This window comes from Mesorhizobium sp. IMUNJ 23232, from assembly GCF_044326205.1.
In the GTDB taxonomy this organism is placed as follows: Bacteria; Pseudomonadota; Alphaproteobacteria; order Rhizobiales; family Rhizobiaceae; genus Kumtagia.
Genome location: NZ_JBIRCY010000011.1, coordinates 154,198 through 169,832 on the forward strand (window position 1 = coordinate 154,198; position 15,635 = coordinate 169,832).

At 63.4% G+C, this 15,635-nt stretch carries 15 protein-coding genes and 1 pseudogene; 4 read left to right on the forward strand and 12 right to left on the reverse strand.

Annotation, left to right across the window (positions count from 1 at the left end; translation table 11 throughout):
• Positions 1-22 precede the first annotated feature (22 nt).
• Positions 23-763, reverse strand: coding sequence for a FadR/GntR family transcriptional regulator (locus ACH196_RS11085; protein ID WP_396646947.1), 741 nt, complete (start codon positions 761-763; stop codon positions 23-25).
• 286 nt (positions 764-1,049) lie between these two features.
• Here ACH196_RS11085 and ACH196_RS11090 point away from each other — a divergent pair, with 286 nt between their 5' ends.
• Together ACH196_RS11090 and ACH196_RS11095 are read left to right on the forward strand one after the other, a co-directional pair.
• Entirely contained in the window at positions 1,050-1,331 is a 282-nt protein-coding gene (locus ACH196_RS11090) for a type II toxin-antitoxin system ParD family antitoxin (RefSeq protein ID WP_396646948.1), read from the forward strand.
• A complete protein-coding gene (locus ACH196_RS11095; RefSeq protein WP_396646949.1) occupies positions 1,328-1,645 on the forward strand; it encodes a type II toxin-antitoxin system RelE/ParE family toxin in 318 nt (105 codons plus the stop codon). The genes ACH196_RS11090 and ACH196_RS11095 overlap by 4 nt, the downstream gene beginning before the upstream one ends.
• A gap of 32 nt (positions 1,646-1,677) precedes the next feature.
• On the opposite strand, the gene ACH196_RS11100 is transcribed toward ACH196_RS11095, so the two are convergent.
• From ACH196_RS11100 to ACH196_RS11150, 11 genes are all read right to left on the reverse strand, one after another.
• Entirely contained in the window at positions 1,678-2,901 is a 1,224-nt protein-coding gene (locus ACH196_RS11100) for an adenylate/guanylate cyclase domain-containing protein (RefSeq protein WP_396646950.1), read from the reverse strand.
• 69 nt (positions 2,902-2,970) lie between these two features.
• On the reverse strand, positions 2,971-4,041 hold the full coding sequence (locus ACH196_RS11105) for an ABC transporter ATP-binding protein (protein WP_396646951.1): 1,071 nt from the start codon (positions 4,039-4,041) through the stop codon (positions 2,971-2,973).
• A gap of 17 nt (positions 4,042-4,058) precedes the next feature.
• Positions 4,059-4,850, reverse strand: a complete 792-nt coding sequence (locus ACH196_RS11110) for an ABC transporter permease (protein ID WP_396646952.1) — start codon at positions 4,848-4,850, stop codon at positions 4,059-4,061.
• Positions 4,847-5,713: an ABC transporter permease gene (locus tag ACH196_RS11115; RefSeq protein ID WP_396646953.1), complete on the reverse strand. Its 867-nt coding sequence runs from the start codon at positions 5,711-5,713 to the stop codon at positions 4,847-4,849. The genes ACH196_RS11110 and ACH196_RS11115 overlap by 4 nt, the downstream gene beginning before the upstream one ends.
• Positions 5,714-5,821: 108 nt before the next feature.
• The gene (locus ACH196_RS11120; RefSeq protein WP_396646954.1) at positions 5,822-6,928 is read right to left on the reverse strand and encodes an ABC transporter substrate-binding protein; all 1,107 of its coding nucleotides are present in this window, start codon (positions 6,926-6,928) and stop codon (positions 5,822-5,824) included.
• 299 nt (positions 6,929-7,227) lie between these two features.
• The gene (locus tag ACH196_RS11125; RefSeq protein WP_396646955.1) at positions 7,228-8,400 is read right to left on the reverse strand and encodes an iron-containing alcohol dehydrogenase; all 1,173 of its coding nucleotides are present in this window, start codon (positions 8,398-8,400) and stop codon (positions 7,228-7,230) included.
• A gap of 26 nt (positions 8,401-8,426) precedes the next feature.
• Positions 8,427-8,915, reverse strand: coding sequence for a DUF2569 domain-containing protein (locus ACH196_RS11130; protein ID WP_396646956.1), 489 nt, complete (start codon positions 8,913-8,915; stop codon positions 8,427-8,429).
• 30 nt (positions 8,916-8,945) lie between these two features.
• A complete protein-coding gene (locus ACH196_RS11135; protein ID WP_396646968.1) occupies positions 8,946-10,334 on the reverse strand; it encodes an aldehyde dehydrogenase family protein in 1,389 nt (462 codons plus the stop codon).
• Positions 10,335-10,403: 69 nt separating this feature from the next.
• Positions 10,404-11,774 carry a glutamine synthetase family protein gene (locus ACH196_RS11140; RefSeq protein ID WP_396646957.1) on the reverse strand — a complete coding sequence of 457 codons (1,371 nt, stop codon included), beginning with the start codon at positions 11,772-11,774 and terminating at the stop codon, positions 10,404-10,406.
• A 107-nt stretch (positions 11,775-11,881) separates the two neighbouring features.
• Positions 11,882-13,438 carry an amino acid permease gene (locus ACH196_RS11145; protein WP_396646958.1) on the reverse strand — a complete coding sequence of 519 codons (1,557 nt, stop codon included), beginning with the start codon at positions 13,436-13,438 and terminating at the stop codon, positions 11,882-11,884.
• A 25-nt stretch (positions 13,439-13,463) separates the two neighbouring features.
• Positions 13,464-14,261: an N-formylglutamate amidohydrolase gene (locus tag ACH196_RS11150; protein WP_396646959.1), complete on the reverse strand. Its 798-nt coding sequence runs from the start codon at positions 14,259-14,261 to the stop codon at positions 13,464-13,466.
• A gap of 157 nt (positions 14,262-14,418) precedes the next feature.
• Between ACH196_RS11150 and ACH196_RS11155 the strand changes: the two genes are divergently transcribed.
• On the forward strand, positions 14,419-15,246 hold the full coding sequence (locus tag ACH196_RS11155) for a MurR/RpiR family transcriptional regulator (RefSeq protein ID WP_396646960.1): 828 nt from the start codon (positions 14,419-14,421) through the stop codon (positions 15,244-15,246).
• 154 nt (positions 15,247-15,400) lie between these two features.
• A pseudogene (locus ACH196_RS11160) lies at positions 15,401-15,635 on the forward strand (hypothetical protein); the annotation flags it as partial.

Below are 15,635 nucleotides of genomic sequence, written 5' to 3' on the forward strand. Positions count from 1 at the left end.
GTTGCCAAAAAATCCGCGCCGATCAAACGGTTTGGCCGGACTTGCCTTCCCCCGATGCAGGCGCGACCGGCGCCATGTCCCGGAAACTGATCGAGAACCGCTCCTGTGATTTTCGCAGGTGGTCCTGCATCGCCTGCTTCGCGCCCCTGGGGTCGCGGGCGGCGATGCCGTCGCGTACAAGGCGGTGCTCTTGCAGCGCCGCATCCCAGGTCATTGGATCTTCGAAGTAGCTCGACAGCCGTTCGAAGAAGGGGTTCATGCGCTGGTCGAACAGATCGCCGATGACGCGCACCAGCACGGCATTGCCGAGGATCGAGGCGATGGTCGTGTGGAATTCCCGGTCGAGCCCGATCGTGGTGTGGTTGGGATGCGCCTTGCCCTCCATGCGCGCCAGAATGTCATCCAGCGCCGCGATGTCGGCCGGCGTCGCCAGCCGCGCCGCCTCCTCCGCCACCGCGCCCTCGACGAATTCGCGCGCCCTGAGCAGCTCGAACGGCCCCTCGTCGGTGGTCGGATTGGCCGGGATGCGCGACGGCTCGGTGACATAGATGCCGGAGCCGACGCGGATGCGCACGCGGCCTTCGACCTCAAGCGCGATCAGCGCCTCGCGGATGGTCGGCCGCGAGATGCCCATGCGTTCCGCCAGCTCGCGTTCCGGCGGCAGACGGTCGCCGACTGCGAACTCGCCGCTGTCGAAAAGCTGGCGCAGTTGCTCGGCGACCTGCCGGTAGAGCCGGCGCGGTACGATTGTCTCGATCGGCATGGCTGCCGTGTCCTCCGATGTCAGACCCGGCTCCTCTCCGGTAAATTGGTCTGACCGATTTACCAAAACTGTATGAAGACGCGCGACAAGTCAAGCGGAAAGATTTTGGCGTGTTTCCAGGCTTGATCCAGCAGACCAGCGCATGGGAGCAGCCCGCAGCACCGACGCCCGCCGCTGCTTGGTTGTCGTCGCACCGAAGCGCATATTCCAGACCACGGACAGTATTTCCGATGCCATTTCCGCCAAGGTATGATAATTTCATACTGAACATTTCCCAGGAGGAATCATGTCCGCCACCGAAAAACGCACCTTCAGCCTCCCCGCCGAGCAGGCCGCCTTCATCGACCGGCTCGTCGAGTCGGGCTACTACGCAACCAGCAGCGAAGTGATCCGCGCCGGTCTTCGCGCGTTGCAGGAGCGCGACGCCGCCGTGGAGCGCTGGCTGCGCGAGGAAGTCGTGCCGACCTATGACGCCTGGAAAGCGGATCCATCCAATGTCATCCCGATGGACGAGGCTTTTGACAGTATTCGCGCCCATCATGCCGCACAGACAAAGAGGGACGCGTGAAGCGACGTCGGGTTGTTCTGAGCCCGGCAGCCCGCGCGGACCTGAAGTGGATATACGATACCATCGCGCCCGCCGCGGGCCGTGCCACGGCCTTGCGTTATATCGAGCGTATCGAGGATTACTGCCGTGGGTTCGACTACGCCTCGGAACGCGGAAGCCGCCGCGATGAGTTGCGGCGGGGGCTACGCACTGTCGGTTTCGAACGTCGCGTAACAATCGCTTTTACCGTTGCAACGGACGAAGTGGTGATCTTCCGCGTCTTCTATGGTGGGGTCAATTGGGAGGAAGAGTTTGCCGGGGACAACGAAGGCTGACCCCGCCACGTCCATGAATTTCAACCGTTCGCCTACCGCCCCGCCACCAGCTCCGGATCCAGCGTGAACAGTTCCTGCGCCCGTCCGACGCCGCGCAGCGCATAACGCCCCACACAGACTAGCTTGCCTTGCTCGTCACTCGGCAATGCCTCGCGGAAAGCCGTGGAGAACAGGACGTGGCGGTCGGCGGAACGGCACATGGAGGCGATGCGGCTCACCTCGTTGACCGCCTGGCCGACAACGGTGAAGTCGAGCCGGTCCTCGCTGCCGATGTTGCCGTAGAACACGTCGCCGATGTGCAGGCCGAGATAGATGGTGCTGACCGGCTCGCCCGCCACGGCCCGACGTGCGTTGAGTTCGGCGAGCCGTTGCCTGAGATCGGCTTCGGCGCGCATCGCCGACAGGCAGGCCGCTGCCGGATCTGTATCGGTGAAGATCGCCAGCGTGCCGTCTCCCATCAGTTTCAGCACATTGCCGCCGGCGCCGTGCACGGCCGAAATGACCGCTTCGGCATAGTCGTTGAGCAGCGGGATAAGCTGGTCGGACGCGATGGTTTCGGACAGAGTCGTGTAGCCGCGCATGTCGGAAAACCACAGCACGGCGTTCATCTTCTCTGTGATGCCGCGGCTCATGCGTCCCGCCAGCACCCGTCGCCCTGCGTCACGGCCGAGATAGGCCTCGACCACGGCCACCGGCACGCGCGCCAGCGACGCCGACTTGATCGCCAGGCCGAGGATCGGCGTCAGGTGCTGCAGCGCCGAGATCTCGGCGTCGCTGAAGCCGCCCGGCTGCGCCGTCGTCCAGCGGCTGGCGAGATTGTCCATCTCGCCGATGATGGCGTCCGGAGCGAACAGATGGACCTTTGCGAAATAGTCCGTCTGCCCCTCGACGCGCAGTTCCTCGATCGCCTGGAATCCCGCCGTCTCGCCGGCATGCAGCTTGCAGCGCAGTTCGCCGCCACCCTTCGCGATCAGGTGATAGAAGGGGCTGCTCTGCCAGCTTTCCGTCGATGCTCCGTCCACGTCGCGCTTGAACTCGAGCAGCGGCGCCTCGTCGGTCTCGTCCTCGCGCCAGCGGAAGCCGCGGCCCTCATAGATCGGGTGCAGTGTGTCGATGATGACGATGGCGCGGCTTACGGCGATGCCGATGGCGCGGCAGCGCTCGCAGAAACCGTTGAGCAGCGTGAGTTCCGTCTCGCCGCGCAAGCCGCTCTCGGCAAGCCAGGCTGCAACCCGGTCGACGTCATGATTGTCCATCGCCGCACTCTGCACAGGCGCGCGAGGCCGCGCAAGCGGCGTCGGAACCTTGATTGCGAAGCGGCGAGATCAGTGCAGCACGAGCACGTCGTTGGACGAGAAACTGATCTCGGTCTTGTCGCCCACGGCCGGCGGCGGCGTGCTGGAATTGTTGAACGTATCGAGCGAGACGATGCTGCTGCCGAGCCCCACCCGCACGCGGATCACTGAACCCAGGAAATGCACCTCGGCGATCTGGCCCTGCAGATTGGCGTCGTGCCCGGCCTTCGGCCCCAGCGCTATCGCCTCCGGCCTCAGCGCCAGCGAAAGCTGGTCGCCGTTGCGCGAACCGTTGAGCTTGCCCTTCAGCGACAGGTTCTGCGAATTGACGCGCACCGAGCCGGCTCCCGCGTCGGTGACGGTGCCTTCCAGCACATTCAGCGTGCCAACGAAATTGGCGACGAACTTTGTCGCCGGCCGGTTGTAGATCTCGAACGGTGTGCCGACCTGTTCGGCCTTGCCGCCATACATCACCGCGATACGATCGGATATCGACAGCGCTTCTTCCTGGTCGTGCGTAACGAAGATGGTGGTGATGCCGAGCTTTTGCTGGATCGAGCGGATTTCCTCGCGCAGCGACACGCGCACCTTGGCGTCGAGCGCCGACAGCGGCTCGTCGAGCAGCAGCAGCTTCGGCTTCGGCGCCAGCGCGCGGGCCAGCGCCACGCGCTGCTGCTGGCCACCCGAGAGCTGGTAGGGATAGCGGTCGCCGAACTGGTCGGGCGGCAGCTTGATGATGTTGAGCATCTCGGCGACGCGCTTGTCGGCGTCGGGTTTCGGCATGCCCGCCACCTTCAGCCCGAAGGCGACGTTCTGCGCCACGGTCAGGTTCGGAAACAGCGCATAGGCCTGGAACACCATGCCGACATTGCGCTGGTTCGGCTTCAGCCGCGTCACGTCCTTGCCGCCGACGACGATCTTGCCCGCCGTCGGCTCCTCGAACCCGGCGACCATGCGCAGCACCGTCGTCTTGCCGCAGCCCGATGGGCCGAGGAAGGAGACGAACTCGCCGGGCGCGGCATCGAGGTTGAAGTCCTGCACGACGGTGGTCGGGCCGAAGGATTTTCGGACTTGCTGGATGCTGAGGAAGGGGTCGGCCATGAGCGTGGACTTTCAGGTCAGCGGGTTTGGTTCGGCGACTTCGGCGCGTAGCGCGACAGCAACTGGATAAGCGACATGCAGCCCCAGGTGATGGCGAAGGCGATGATGGCAAGTGCGGCCGGTTCGTAAGCGCGGTTGGCGCCGATGTTCTGCAGATACGGGCCGAAGGCCGGACGGTTGAGCAGGCTGGCCATGGTGAATTCGCCAATCACGATGGCGAAGGTCAGGAAGGCGCCCGACAGCACCGCGATCAGCACGTTCGGCATGATGACGCGCGCAATGATGGTGGTCCAGCCGGCGCCCAATATCTGCGCTGCCTCCGTCAGGGTTCTGACGTCGATCGTTCTTAGGCCGGTATCCACCGCCCGGTACATGTAAGGCAGTGCCAGCGTCGCATAGCCGATGACCAAAAGCACGTTGGTGCTCCATGTGCTCGCCAGGAAAGGCAGCGGCGAGTTCGAGCCGTACATGCGGATATAGCCGAAGACGATGACGATGGCCGGGATGACCAGCGGCAGCAGCGTGATGAACTCGACGATCGGCCTCAGATGCGGCAGGCGCAGCCTGATCCAATAGGCGGCGGGCACGACGATCAGGATGCCGAGCAGAATGGTGAAAATCGCCGCGACCACCGAAAAGGTGAAGGACTGCTGGAAGCGAGCATCGCCGAACACCACCGCATAGGCATCGAAGGAATAGACGCCACGCCGCATGCGCAGTGAAAATTCCAGCGTCGCGATCAGCGGTATGAAGAAATAGGCAGCGCCGACGCCGAAGGTGAGCCAGGCCCAGAATTTTCCGGTCTTCATTTCAGCCACCGTTCGCTGCGGGTCCGGAACCAGATGTAAAAGACATTCGCGAGGCCGGTGATGAAGATCATGCCGAAGGCTATGGCGTAGCCGAGATGCGCATTGTGCAGCACGTCGCCGCGGATCTGCGCATAGAGCAGGATCGGCACGATGTTGAGCGACGAGCCGGTCAGCGCGTAGGCGGTGGCGATAGCGCCGAAGGCGTTGGCGAACAGCAGGATCACAGTGCCCAGAAAGCTCGGCCACAGCACTGGGATGACGACATTGCGCCAATATTGCCATTGGGTGGCGCCCAGCGTCGCGGCCGCCTCGCCCCACTCCTTCTTGATGCCGTCGATGGCCGGCACGATGATCACCACCATCAGCGGAATCTGGAAATACAGATAGGTGATCGTCAGGCCCCAGAACGACAGGATATTGAAGCCATGGGCGTAGATGTTGATGCCGAAAACGGTGTTGAGCAGCACCGTCGCGAGGCCAAGCCGGCCGAGCGTCGCCAGGAAGGCGAAAGCCAGCGGAATGCCGGCAAAGTTCGACGCGACGCCGGAGAAAGTCAGGGTCGCCGAGCGTATCCAGTTGGGCAGCCCGCCCCGCACGATGGCGATGGCGATGGCCAGCCCGATCAGCGCACCGAGGACGGACGAGGCGAAGCTGACCTTGATCGAGATCCAGTAGGCCGCGCGGATGTTGGGCTGGAACAGCGCGACGATGTTTTCCAGCGTGAAATCGCCCGCGACGTTCTGGAACGCGCCGATCATCAGATAAAGCGTCGGCAGGATCAGGAACATGATGGCGAAGATGAAGAACGGCGCGACGCCGATCCAGTGCGTCGGAAACCGCCAGGCGCGGGTGGCGGGGGGCATGGTCCTGCCTGCCGCGGTCGGTTGGGAAAGGCTGAGATCGGTCATTCGCCGGCTACCGCAATAGAAAAAAGCCGGGCGGCCGGATAGCCGCCCGGTCGATTTCAGACCTTACTGGACGTTGGCGCCGACGACCGAGTCCCAGTTCTTGCTGATCGCTTCCTTGGAAGCCTTCTGCTCGTCGAGCGTCGGGAACGCGGCAGCTTCGTATGCGGCGGCCGGCGGCAGCTTGTCGAGGAGAGCCTGCGGGATCTTGCCGTTCTTGGCCAGATCGTTGAAGCGGATCGGGTGGCAATAGCCGGCGAGCCAGCCGAGCTGGCCCTCGTCCGAATAGAGATACTCCATCCACAGCTTGGCGGCGTTCGGATGCGGCGCGAAGGCGCTGATCGCCTGCACATAGACGCCGGCGACAACGCCAGTCTTCGGCACGATGACGTCGACCGGCGGGTTGCCGTTCAGCGTGTCGCGGCCGGCGAGCGCGTTGTAGTCCCAGGTGATCAGGATCGGCGTCTGGCCCTGAGCGAGGGTGGCGGCCTTGCCGATGACCGGCACGAAATTGCCCTTGGCGTTGAGTTCCTTGAAGAACTCCAGGCCGGCGGTGCCGGCGGCTTCGCCTGCGGCGGCTCCCTTCGACAGGCCGGCGGCATAGACGCCCTGGATGGCCTGGTTCGAGGCGCGCGGGTCACCGGCCAGCGCGACGGAATTGGCGAATTCCGGCTTCAGCAGGTCGGCCCAGTCTGCCGGCGATTCCTTGACGATGTCCTTGTTCACCTGGAACGAGAGCACGCCGTAATAGTCGCCGTACCAGTGGCCTTCGGCGTCCTTGGCGCTGTCCGGGATCGAGTCCCAGGTCGACACCTTGTAGGGCATCAGCAGGCCTTCGGCCTTGGCCGACGGGCCGAAGGAGAGGCCGACGTCGATGACGTCAGGCGCCTGCGGACCCTTGTTGTCCTTGTTCGCCTTGATCGCCTCGATCTCGTCGCCCGAACCGGCATCGGGGTTGAGCTCGTTGATGGTGATCTCCGGATACTTCTTCTTGAAGCCGTCGATGACCGCGCCGTAGCCACACCAGTCATGCGGCAGCGCGATGGTCGTCAGTTGGCCTTCCGCCTTCGCGGCGGCCTCCAGCGCGGCCAAGTCCTGCGCCGAGACGATCGCCGTCGTCACCATCAGCGACGCGGCAGTGAGGGAAAGAACCTTTCCCGTGAACCTGAACATTTGTTATCTCCGTTGAGTTGACGCCGTTCGACGCCCCTGTTGCGGTTATTCTTGTCGTATGACAGTCGGATGAAACCCGACTGTCCAACCCCCTGAGGCGTCAAAAGTTAACTACTTTTGGAATGCCGTAGCAATCGTTGCCATGTTGTTTTTCCGGCTAAGCAAGATCCTCCCTTTATTATCCTTACCGCCAGTCCGCGTGGCCGGCGGAAGTTTCGCGCGGGCGTTGCTCTGGAAATGAATCGGGCCTAGTCGGAAAGGCGCTCGCGGCCGGCTCCCGTCTGTCTCCAGGCGAGCTCTCAAACCTTGCCGGCGACGGAAGCCTCCAGAATGGCGAGCGCCGCCTCTTTGGTCAGCGGCACCGGGTTCGTCCCCGTGCTGGGATCGGCCACTGCCGACACCGCGATGAAATCCTTGCGCTCGGCGTCCATGTCGAGGCCCTTGATCAGTTCAGGCAGAGTGTGCGGCACCTTGAGGTCGGCGCGCAGCTTGAGGATCGCCTTGGCAAACCCGTCGAAACCGCCTTCGATGCCGAGATAGGCGGCGAGCCGCGCGATGCGCTCCTCCACTGCTGGCCGGTTGAAGGCCAGCACATAGGGCATGAACACGCCGTTGGTCATGCCGTGATGCGTGTCATAGAGCGCGCCGATCGGGTGCGACAGCGAATGGATGGCGCCAAGCCCCTTCTGGAACGCGGTCGCGCCCATGGCGGCGGCGGCCATCATATGCGCCCGCGCCGTCAGATCCTTGCCGTCCGCATAGGCCTTCGGCAGGTTTTCCAGAACCAGCCGGATGCCCTCCAGCGCAATGCCGTCAGCCATCGGGTGATATCCCGGCGCGCAATAGGCTTCGAGGCAATGCGCCAGCGCGTCCATGCCCGTGCCGACGGTGATGAAGGGCGGCATGCCGGTGGTCAGTTCCGGATCGGCAATCACGATCGCCGGCAAAAGTTTCGGATGGAAGATGATCTTCTTGGTGTGTGTCGTCTCGTCGGTCAGCACGCCGGCGCGCCCGACTTCCGAGCCGGTTCCCGCAGTGGTCGGCACGGCGATGATCGGCGCAATCGCCTCCGAATTCGCGCGCGTCCACCAGTCGCCGATATCCTCGAAATCCCAAACCGGCCGCGTCTGCCCCGCCTGGAAGGCGATCAACTTGCCGAGGTCCAGCGCCGAGCCACCGCCGAAGGCGATGACGCCGTCATGTCCACCCTTTTTGAAGGCCGCGATGCCGGCCGTCAGATTGGCCTCCACCGGGTTCGGCTTGATGTCCGAAAACACCCCATACGGCACTTTCGCGTCGTCCAGGATCTTCAGCGTCGACGCCACCACCGGCAGTTTCGCCAGACCCGGATCGGTGACAAAGAGCGGGTTTTTGATGCCGGTCGCAGCCAGCACCTCCGGCAATTCCTTGATGCGCCCCGCGCCGAAGCGGACTGTTGTGGGGTAGTTCCATTTTGAGACGAGGTTGGTCATCGGTTTGTTCTCTATTCGCAGATGTTTCAATTCACGAAGGTGTTTTGAACGCGCCGGGAGCGCATCATGTAAGGAATCCAGATCGCGGCCGACCAAAGCGAGCGCACGATCCCTTGCCAGGTCTTGTCGTCGAACATGCCCTCTCCACTTGCCTCGAAGACTTCCCGGAACGCCCAATATCCAACCAGCGAGTCGGCTATCAGGAAGAACGGGACCGCCGCCGCCCAGATGATGTAGAGGCCCGGAAACTCCCAGCGGCGCCGGAATGCGAGCACGAGGAGAAACGGAGGCAAAACGAAATAGAGGACGAAGTTGCAGATCAGCTCGACGACAACGAGAATCGACTGCCCCATCGACATCAGAGGCCACGCCTCGACGACCGGACCAAACTCTGAAAGCTGCAGTACGACGACAACCGGCGTCAGGACCAAGCCGAGCAGCGGAAGCACAAGCCATCCGCCGATCCCTCTCGGACCCTCGCCAATGTCCTGCGCTGAGGCCTCGGCCTGAGACATTCCGGATTTCCCGTTCCCGCCGAGTCCGGTTCAGATCACTTCCCGCAGGTGGAAACTCTTCGGCCTAGTCAGATTGTCATAACCGATGGCCGACAGCGCCGCGCCCTTGCCGGTATCCTTGACGCCGGTCCACACCAGCGCCGGGTCGAGATAGTCGCAGCGGTTCATGAACACCGTGCCGGTCTCGACGCGGTCGCCGATCGCCGCCGCATGGTCGGTGTCGCGGGTCCAGATCGAGGCGGTCAGGCCGTAGGGACTGTCGTTCATCAGCGCGATCGCCTCCTCGTCGTTGCGCACCTTCATGATGCCGACGATCGGCCCAAAGCTTTCCTCGCGCATCACCGACATCTGGTGGTCGACATTGGTCAGCACCTCCGGCGCCAGATAGGGCGAGCCGGCCACATCCTTGTCGACCTTCATGTTGATATGGGCGGTCGCCCCCTTGCGCAGCGCTTCCGCCTTCTGCTCGCGGATCAGGTCGGCGAAGCGCGCCTGCGCCATCGGCCCGAGCGTGGTCGATGCGTCGAGCGGATTGCCGACCACATAGTTCTTCGTCTCGGCGATGTAGCCCTCGACGAACTCATCGTAGACTTTCTCGTGCACGTAGACGCGCTCGATGCCGCAGCAGCACTGACCGGAATTGTAGAAGGCGCCGTCGACGAGGTTCGCCACCGCGTGGTCGAGTTTCGCGTCGGGCAGCACATAGGCCGGGTCCTTGCCGCCGAGTTCCAGCCCGAGCGTCATGAACGTGCCGGCCGCTGCCTTCTCGATTGCCCGCCCCCCGGCCACCGAACCGGTGAAATTGACATGGTCGATCTTTCCCGACCCAAGCAATCTTTCCGTCTGCGCGTGGTTCAGCACGACATTCTGGAACACATTTTTGGGCAGCCCCGCCGCCTCGAACGCTTTTGCAAAGCGCTCGCCGACCAGCAGCGTCTGCGCCGCGTGTTTCAGGATCACCGTCGAGCCGGCGATCAGCGCCGGCACGATGGTGTTGACCGCCGTCAGATACGGATAGTTCCACGGCGCGATCACCATCACCACGCCCAGCGGATCCTTCTTCACGTAGCGGCGGAAACCTTCCTTGGGATTGGAGGCCATCACCGGCGCGAGCGCCTTCTCGGCGATCTCGACCATGTAGGTGACGCGTTCCTTCACCCCGCCGAACTCCCCGCCATAGCGCGTCGGGCGCCCCATCTGCCAGGCAAGCTCGGGCACGATCTCGTCGCTCATGGCGACCAGCGCTTCCAGCATCTTCAGCATATAGTTGCAGCGCTCGGCGATCGGGACCTGCGCCCAACCGACCTGCGCCGCCCGCGCCCGCTCGACGACGGCGCTCACCTGCGCGTCGGTGGCGACCGGCCGCTCCGCATAGATCGAGCCGTCGATGGGGGATTTGAGTTTGATGGTTTCCAAGATCAGCGTCTCCGCTCTGATTGTTGCCGGCCCTCGGCCGATCTGTTCGCATCCCGGCCAGAGCCGGGAATGTCAATACCGCTCAAACCCCCGGTGCAGTTCCCAATCCGTGATCCGCCGATCATATTCGAACTGCTCCCAGCGCGCCGTATGCACATAATGCTCAATCACATCCTCGCCGAACGCTTCTTTCAGCATCTTCGATTCCGCCATGGTCTCGGTGGCGTCGCGCAGGGTCTTCGGGATCTCGGGCAACTGCGCCGCCTGGTAGGCGTCGCCGACAAACGGCTTCTGCAGCTCCAGCTTCTCGTCGATGCCGGCCAGCCCCGCCGCGATCAGCGCCGCGAAGGCGAGGTACGGGTTGAGGTCCGCGCCGCCGATGCGGCACTCCATGCGGATGCCCTTGGTGCCCTCGCCGCACAGCCGGAAGCCGGCGGTGCGGTTGTCCTCGCTCCACATGATCTTGGTCGGCGCGAAGGTGCCGGACTGGAAGCGCTTGTAGGAGTTGATGTAGGGCGCCAGGAACCAGGTGAATTCCTTGGCGTATTTCAACTGCCCGGCGGACCATTGCTGGCCGAGGGTCGAGAGCGTCCATTCAGCATTCTTGTCATAGAACAGCGGCGTCTTGCCGTCTGCGCTCCACAGCGAATTGTGGATGTGCGAGGAGTTGCCGGCCAGGCCGTAATTGTATTTGGCCATGAAGGTCACGGCCTTGCCTTCCTGGTCGGCGATCTCCTTGGCGCCGTTCTTCAGGAACACATGGCGGTCCGCCATCTCCAGCGCCTCGGCATAGCGCACATTGATCTCCTCCTGGCCCGGCCCCCATTCGCCCTTGGAGTTTTCGATCGGGATGCCCGCCGCCTGCATCTCGTTGCGCAGCCGGCGCATATAGCCTTCTTCCTTGGTGGTAATGCCCATCTGGTAGTCGCCGATATAGGGCGAAGCCGAGGTGAGGTCCTTCCAGTGCTTGGCGCGGGCCGAATCGTAGGTTTCGCTGAGCAGGTAGAACTCCAGCTCCGAGGCGAAATAGCCGATGTAGCCGCGCTCCTTCAGCCTGGCCACCTGGCGGCGCAAAATGGCGCGTGGCGAGTGCGGCAGGTCCTCGTGATGGTGGTGGTCCTGGATGTCGCAGATGACCAGCGCCGTCTTTTCCAGCCACGGCACGCGTCGGATCGTCGAAAGATCGGGCTTCAGCACGAAGTCGCCATAACCCTGGCTCCAGCTTGCCGCCTTGTAGCCCGGCACCGGCTCCATATCGATGTCCAGCGCAAGCAGGTAGTTGCAGCCATGCGTCTCGTCATAGGCCGAATCGACGAAGAACGACGCCAGGAACCGTTTGCCGAACAGCCGGCCCTGCATGTCGACGCCGCAGCAAAGCACGGTGTCGACGTCGCCCGCCGCGACGTCCTTCTTCAACTGGTCGAAGGGGATATTTCCGGCCATTCTTTGCGTACTCCGGCTGAAACTGCGATGGATTTGCTATCGGATGGATTTGCTATCGAACAAAACCGTGGCCGGCGGAACCGGCCACGGTTTTTGAGGCTTTTGGCTCAGGCGCCGGTTTCGCCGACGGCGCGTTCCGCGGCGGCGATGATGGCCTTGCGCTTGGCGATCTCGTCGCCGATGGGCGGACCCTGGAAACGGCCCTTCTCCACCGCGAACCAGAGGACGGCAGCCAGCACGACGAAGCCGATCACGATCCACAGAACCTTGTCGTTCGGCGGCTGGATGGCGATGTAGAAGATGATAACCATGCCGACGACCGACAGGAAGGTGACCAGCTTGTAGAGCCCGGCCGACATCGCCCAGGGGCCCGGATTCGGCCATTTCGGCGTGCCGTAGGCGAACATCGCCAGCACAAGCGGAATGGTGAAGGACAGGAACAGGAACACCAGCGTCGAGTTCACGACGATGGTGTAGATGTTGGTGCCACCGATCGAGATGAACTGGGCGAGAAAGACGTAGACGATCTCGAGGATCGCGGCGGTCCAGATCGCGATCACCGGCGTCCGGTACTTCGGCGAAACCGTCGCAAGAGCCTTCGAGCCGACCGGCATGCCGTCATCGCGCGAGAAGGCGAAGAGCATGCGCGACGCCGACGTCACCGTCGCGAGGCCGCAGAGCAGTTGCGTGATGAAGATCGCAAAGTAGATGATGTTTTTCAGCCCGGCGGGCAGGATCGCGTCCATCGTGCCGAAGAACATACCCCAGCCCTGCGACGCGGCCACGTTCATGTCCGGAATGGCCAGCGTGATGGCGCAGATCATGATCCAGCCGACCAGCGACGACCAGAGGACGGCCGAAACGATGCCGCGCGGCACCGAGAGCGCCGCGCCCTTGGTCTCTTCCGAGGTGTGAGCCGAAGCGTCGTATCCGGTGATCGTATAGACCGGCAGCAACAGGCAGAGCAGGAACAGGTATCCCATGCTGTCGCTCTGCGGGAACACGTTTCCGCCGATCTCGCCCGAAAAGTTGGTGAACGTCCACAGCCGCGAAATATCGATCGCCGGCGCGAAGAACAGGCAAGCGAGCACCAGCACCGCGGTGGTGGCGAAGATGATGTAGCCGGAGATGTCGGTCAGGAAGGTGGTGATCTTGATGCCGAGATGGTTGAACAACGCCTGGCCGATGGTGATCAGCGCCACGAAGGCGACGATGTGCCCCGCCGAAGTGTCCATGCCCACCCAGGCCCCGAACGTGCCCTGGAAGAAGAAGGCCGTGCCGATGTTGATCGCGCCGAGCACGGTGATCAGGCCGAGCAGGTTGAGCCACGCGGTCAGCCAGCCGGTGAACCGGTTGCCGAGGATCGAGGCCCAGTGATAGAGGCCGCCGGCCGTCGGGAAGGCCGAGGCGATTTGCGCCATCGACAGCGCGAACATGCCCGAAATGATGCAGCCGACGATCCAGCCGATGCCGGCGCCGGCGCCGCCAACCGAGGAGATCGCCTGGGCGAACGAGTTGATGCCGCCCGACAGGATGCAGATGATCGAAAACGAAATCGCGAAGTTGGAGAAGCGGCTCATCGACCGCTGGAGTTCCTGGGCATAGCCCATGCCGTGGAGGACCTTCATGTCCTCGTGTTTGTCGGTATCCGTGTAGTCTGACATTCCAGAGTCCCCTTCTTATGTTTGACTATGCATGCCTGATCCGTCGTTGCGCCAACGCTTCTTCGCCCGCCAGTGCGACATCCCGAAGGATGACGCCCAGGCGTTCCGCCCATTTCCGCTGCTGGACTTCTTCTTTGATTTCGTCGTTGCGGATTTCGATCATGGCGCAAGGCATGCCTCGCGGCCGCGCATGGCGCTCCAGCGTATAATAGACCCGGTCGGCCGGCGAATAAGGTTCGTTGACGCCGACGTTCAGCGCAGAGACCGCGCGCAGCCCGTCGATGAACGGAGCGGCCAGCCGCTCGTCCTCGTCATGGATGATGCCGATCTCCCACGGCCGCGCCACGCCCTTGTAGACCGGCGTGAACGAATGCACCGTGACCAGCCAGCTTTCCAGGCCGGCGCGGCTGCGCCGGTCGAGCAATTCGTCGATCGCCGCATGGAACGGCTGATGCGCCAGCGCGATGCGCCTCGCGCATTCGCCTGCATCGAGGCCGCGATTGCCGGGAACCACCGTTGTTTCGCTGACCTCGGGAATGAGGTCCGGCGCATCGGCCGGCCGGTTGCAGTCGATCACCAGCCGGGAAATTCTCGAAGCCACCAGAGGCGCGTCAAGCAGATCAGCCATATGCCTTGCGACCGGCAGCGCGCCCGGATCCCAGGCGATGTGCCGCTGGAATTCTGCGGCATCGAGGCCGAGTGTCCCGTATTGCGCCGGCACGAAATTGGAAGCGTGGTCGCAGGCCAGCACGATGCGCCCCCGGCCCTCGCCGTTGACCACATCCACCGCATCCCTCGACACGGTTGCGCGTGCCTGTCCCATTCGTCCTCAAATCCCCGGGAGCGATGTACCGAAAATTACTTTGTCTATTTCATTTCGCTCCTATGGATGATTTCATACGGATCGAGGGGTTTTGTCAAACGGGATTTGAGCGGCATCCGCAGTCGAGTTCCGAGGAATACGAAAGGGGAGCGAGGGCATGCGCACCAGCGTCGCCGAGCTGATTGCCGACCGCATCGGGGAGATGCCGGCCGGCGAGAGGCGCGCCGCCCAGACGCTGGTCGGCAACTATCCGGTGATCGGCCTGAAGACCGTCGCCGATTTTTCGGTGGCCGCCGGCGTCAGTTCGCCGACCATCCTGCGTTTCGTCTCCCGCCTCGGCTTCCAGAACTACCCGGAGTTCCAGGCGGCACTCCAGGACGAGCTTGCCGAACAGCTTCAATCGCCCGCCTCGCGCGCCGGCATTCCCGCACGGCGCGACGCAAGCGGCATCCCGCCGATGATCGAGGCGACACTCGACAACATCCGCGAGACTTTTCGGCACATCTCGGCGCGCCAACTCGACGACATCGTCTTGCTGCTCTCCAACCGGCGCGCCAGCCTCTATCTCGTCGGCGGCCGCTTCACCGATCCGATCGCCCGCTACATGGCGGCGCATCTGACGATCATCCGCCCCAATGTCTTCCATCTCGCCGGCCAGGAGAGCAACTGGCGCGACCGCCTGATCGACATGGGCAAGCGCGACGTGCTGCTGGTCTTCGATATCAGACGCTACCAGGACAGCCTGATACGCTTCGCCGAGAAGGCGCATCAGCGCGGCGTGCAGATCGTGCTGTTCACCGACCAGTGGCTGTCGCCCATCTCGCGCTTTGCCCGTCACGTCATCCCCGGCCGCACCGGCGTACCCTCGCCCTGGGATTCGTCCGCGGCATTGATGGTGGTGGCCGAAACCCTGATCGGCGGACTGACGAGGGCACTGGAAGCCGAAAGCGCGCGCCGCATCCGCGAAATGGAGAACCTGCGGTAAGCAGGCCGGGCCGGATTTACCAATGGATGGCGAGAGGCGAGTTCGCTGAATGCGGTCCCTGTCGATATCATCAAGGATGATTTTCCTAGGACTATTTACACCATCGCCGATCGGTGCGATAATTCGCGCCGGCCTTGTCTGGAGGTAGGCGGCGATGGACGGGAATGCGGCAATAGAGAAAAACCGGGAGGCGCTGAAGCGCATCCTGGCTATGCTCGTCGGCATGGCCGAGATGGCCGGCGGTGCGTCAACTCTCCCCCGCCACCTCTACCGCGCCATATTGCGGCTGCTGCGTCCGGCCGAATCCGCCGCGCGTCGGCTGATCATTGCGACAGCGCGCGGCATCGTGGTGACCTTGCCGCCGTTTCGCCCGCGCAAGCCGAAGCCGA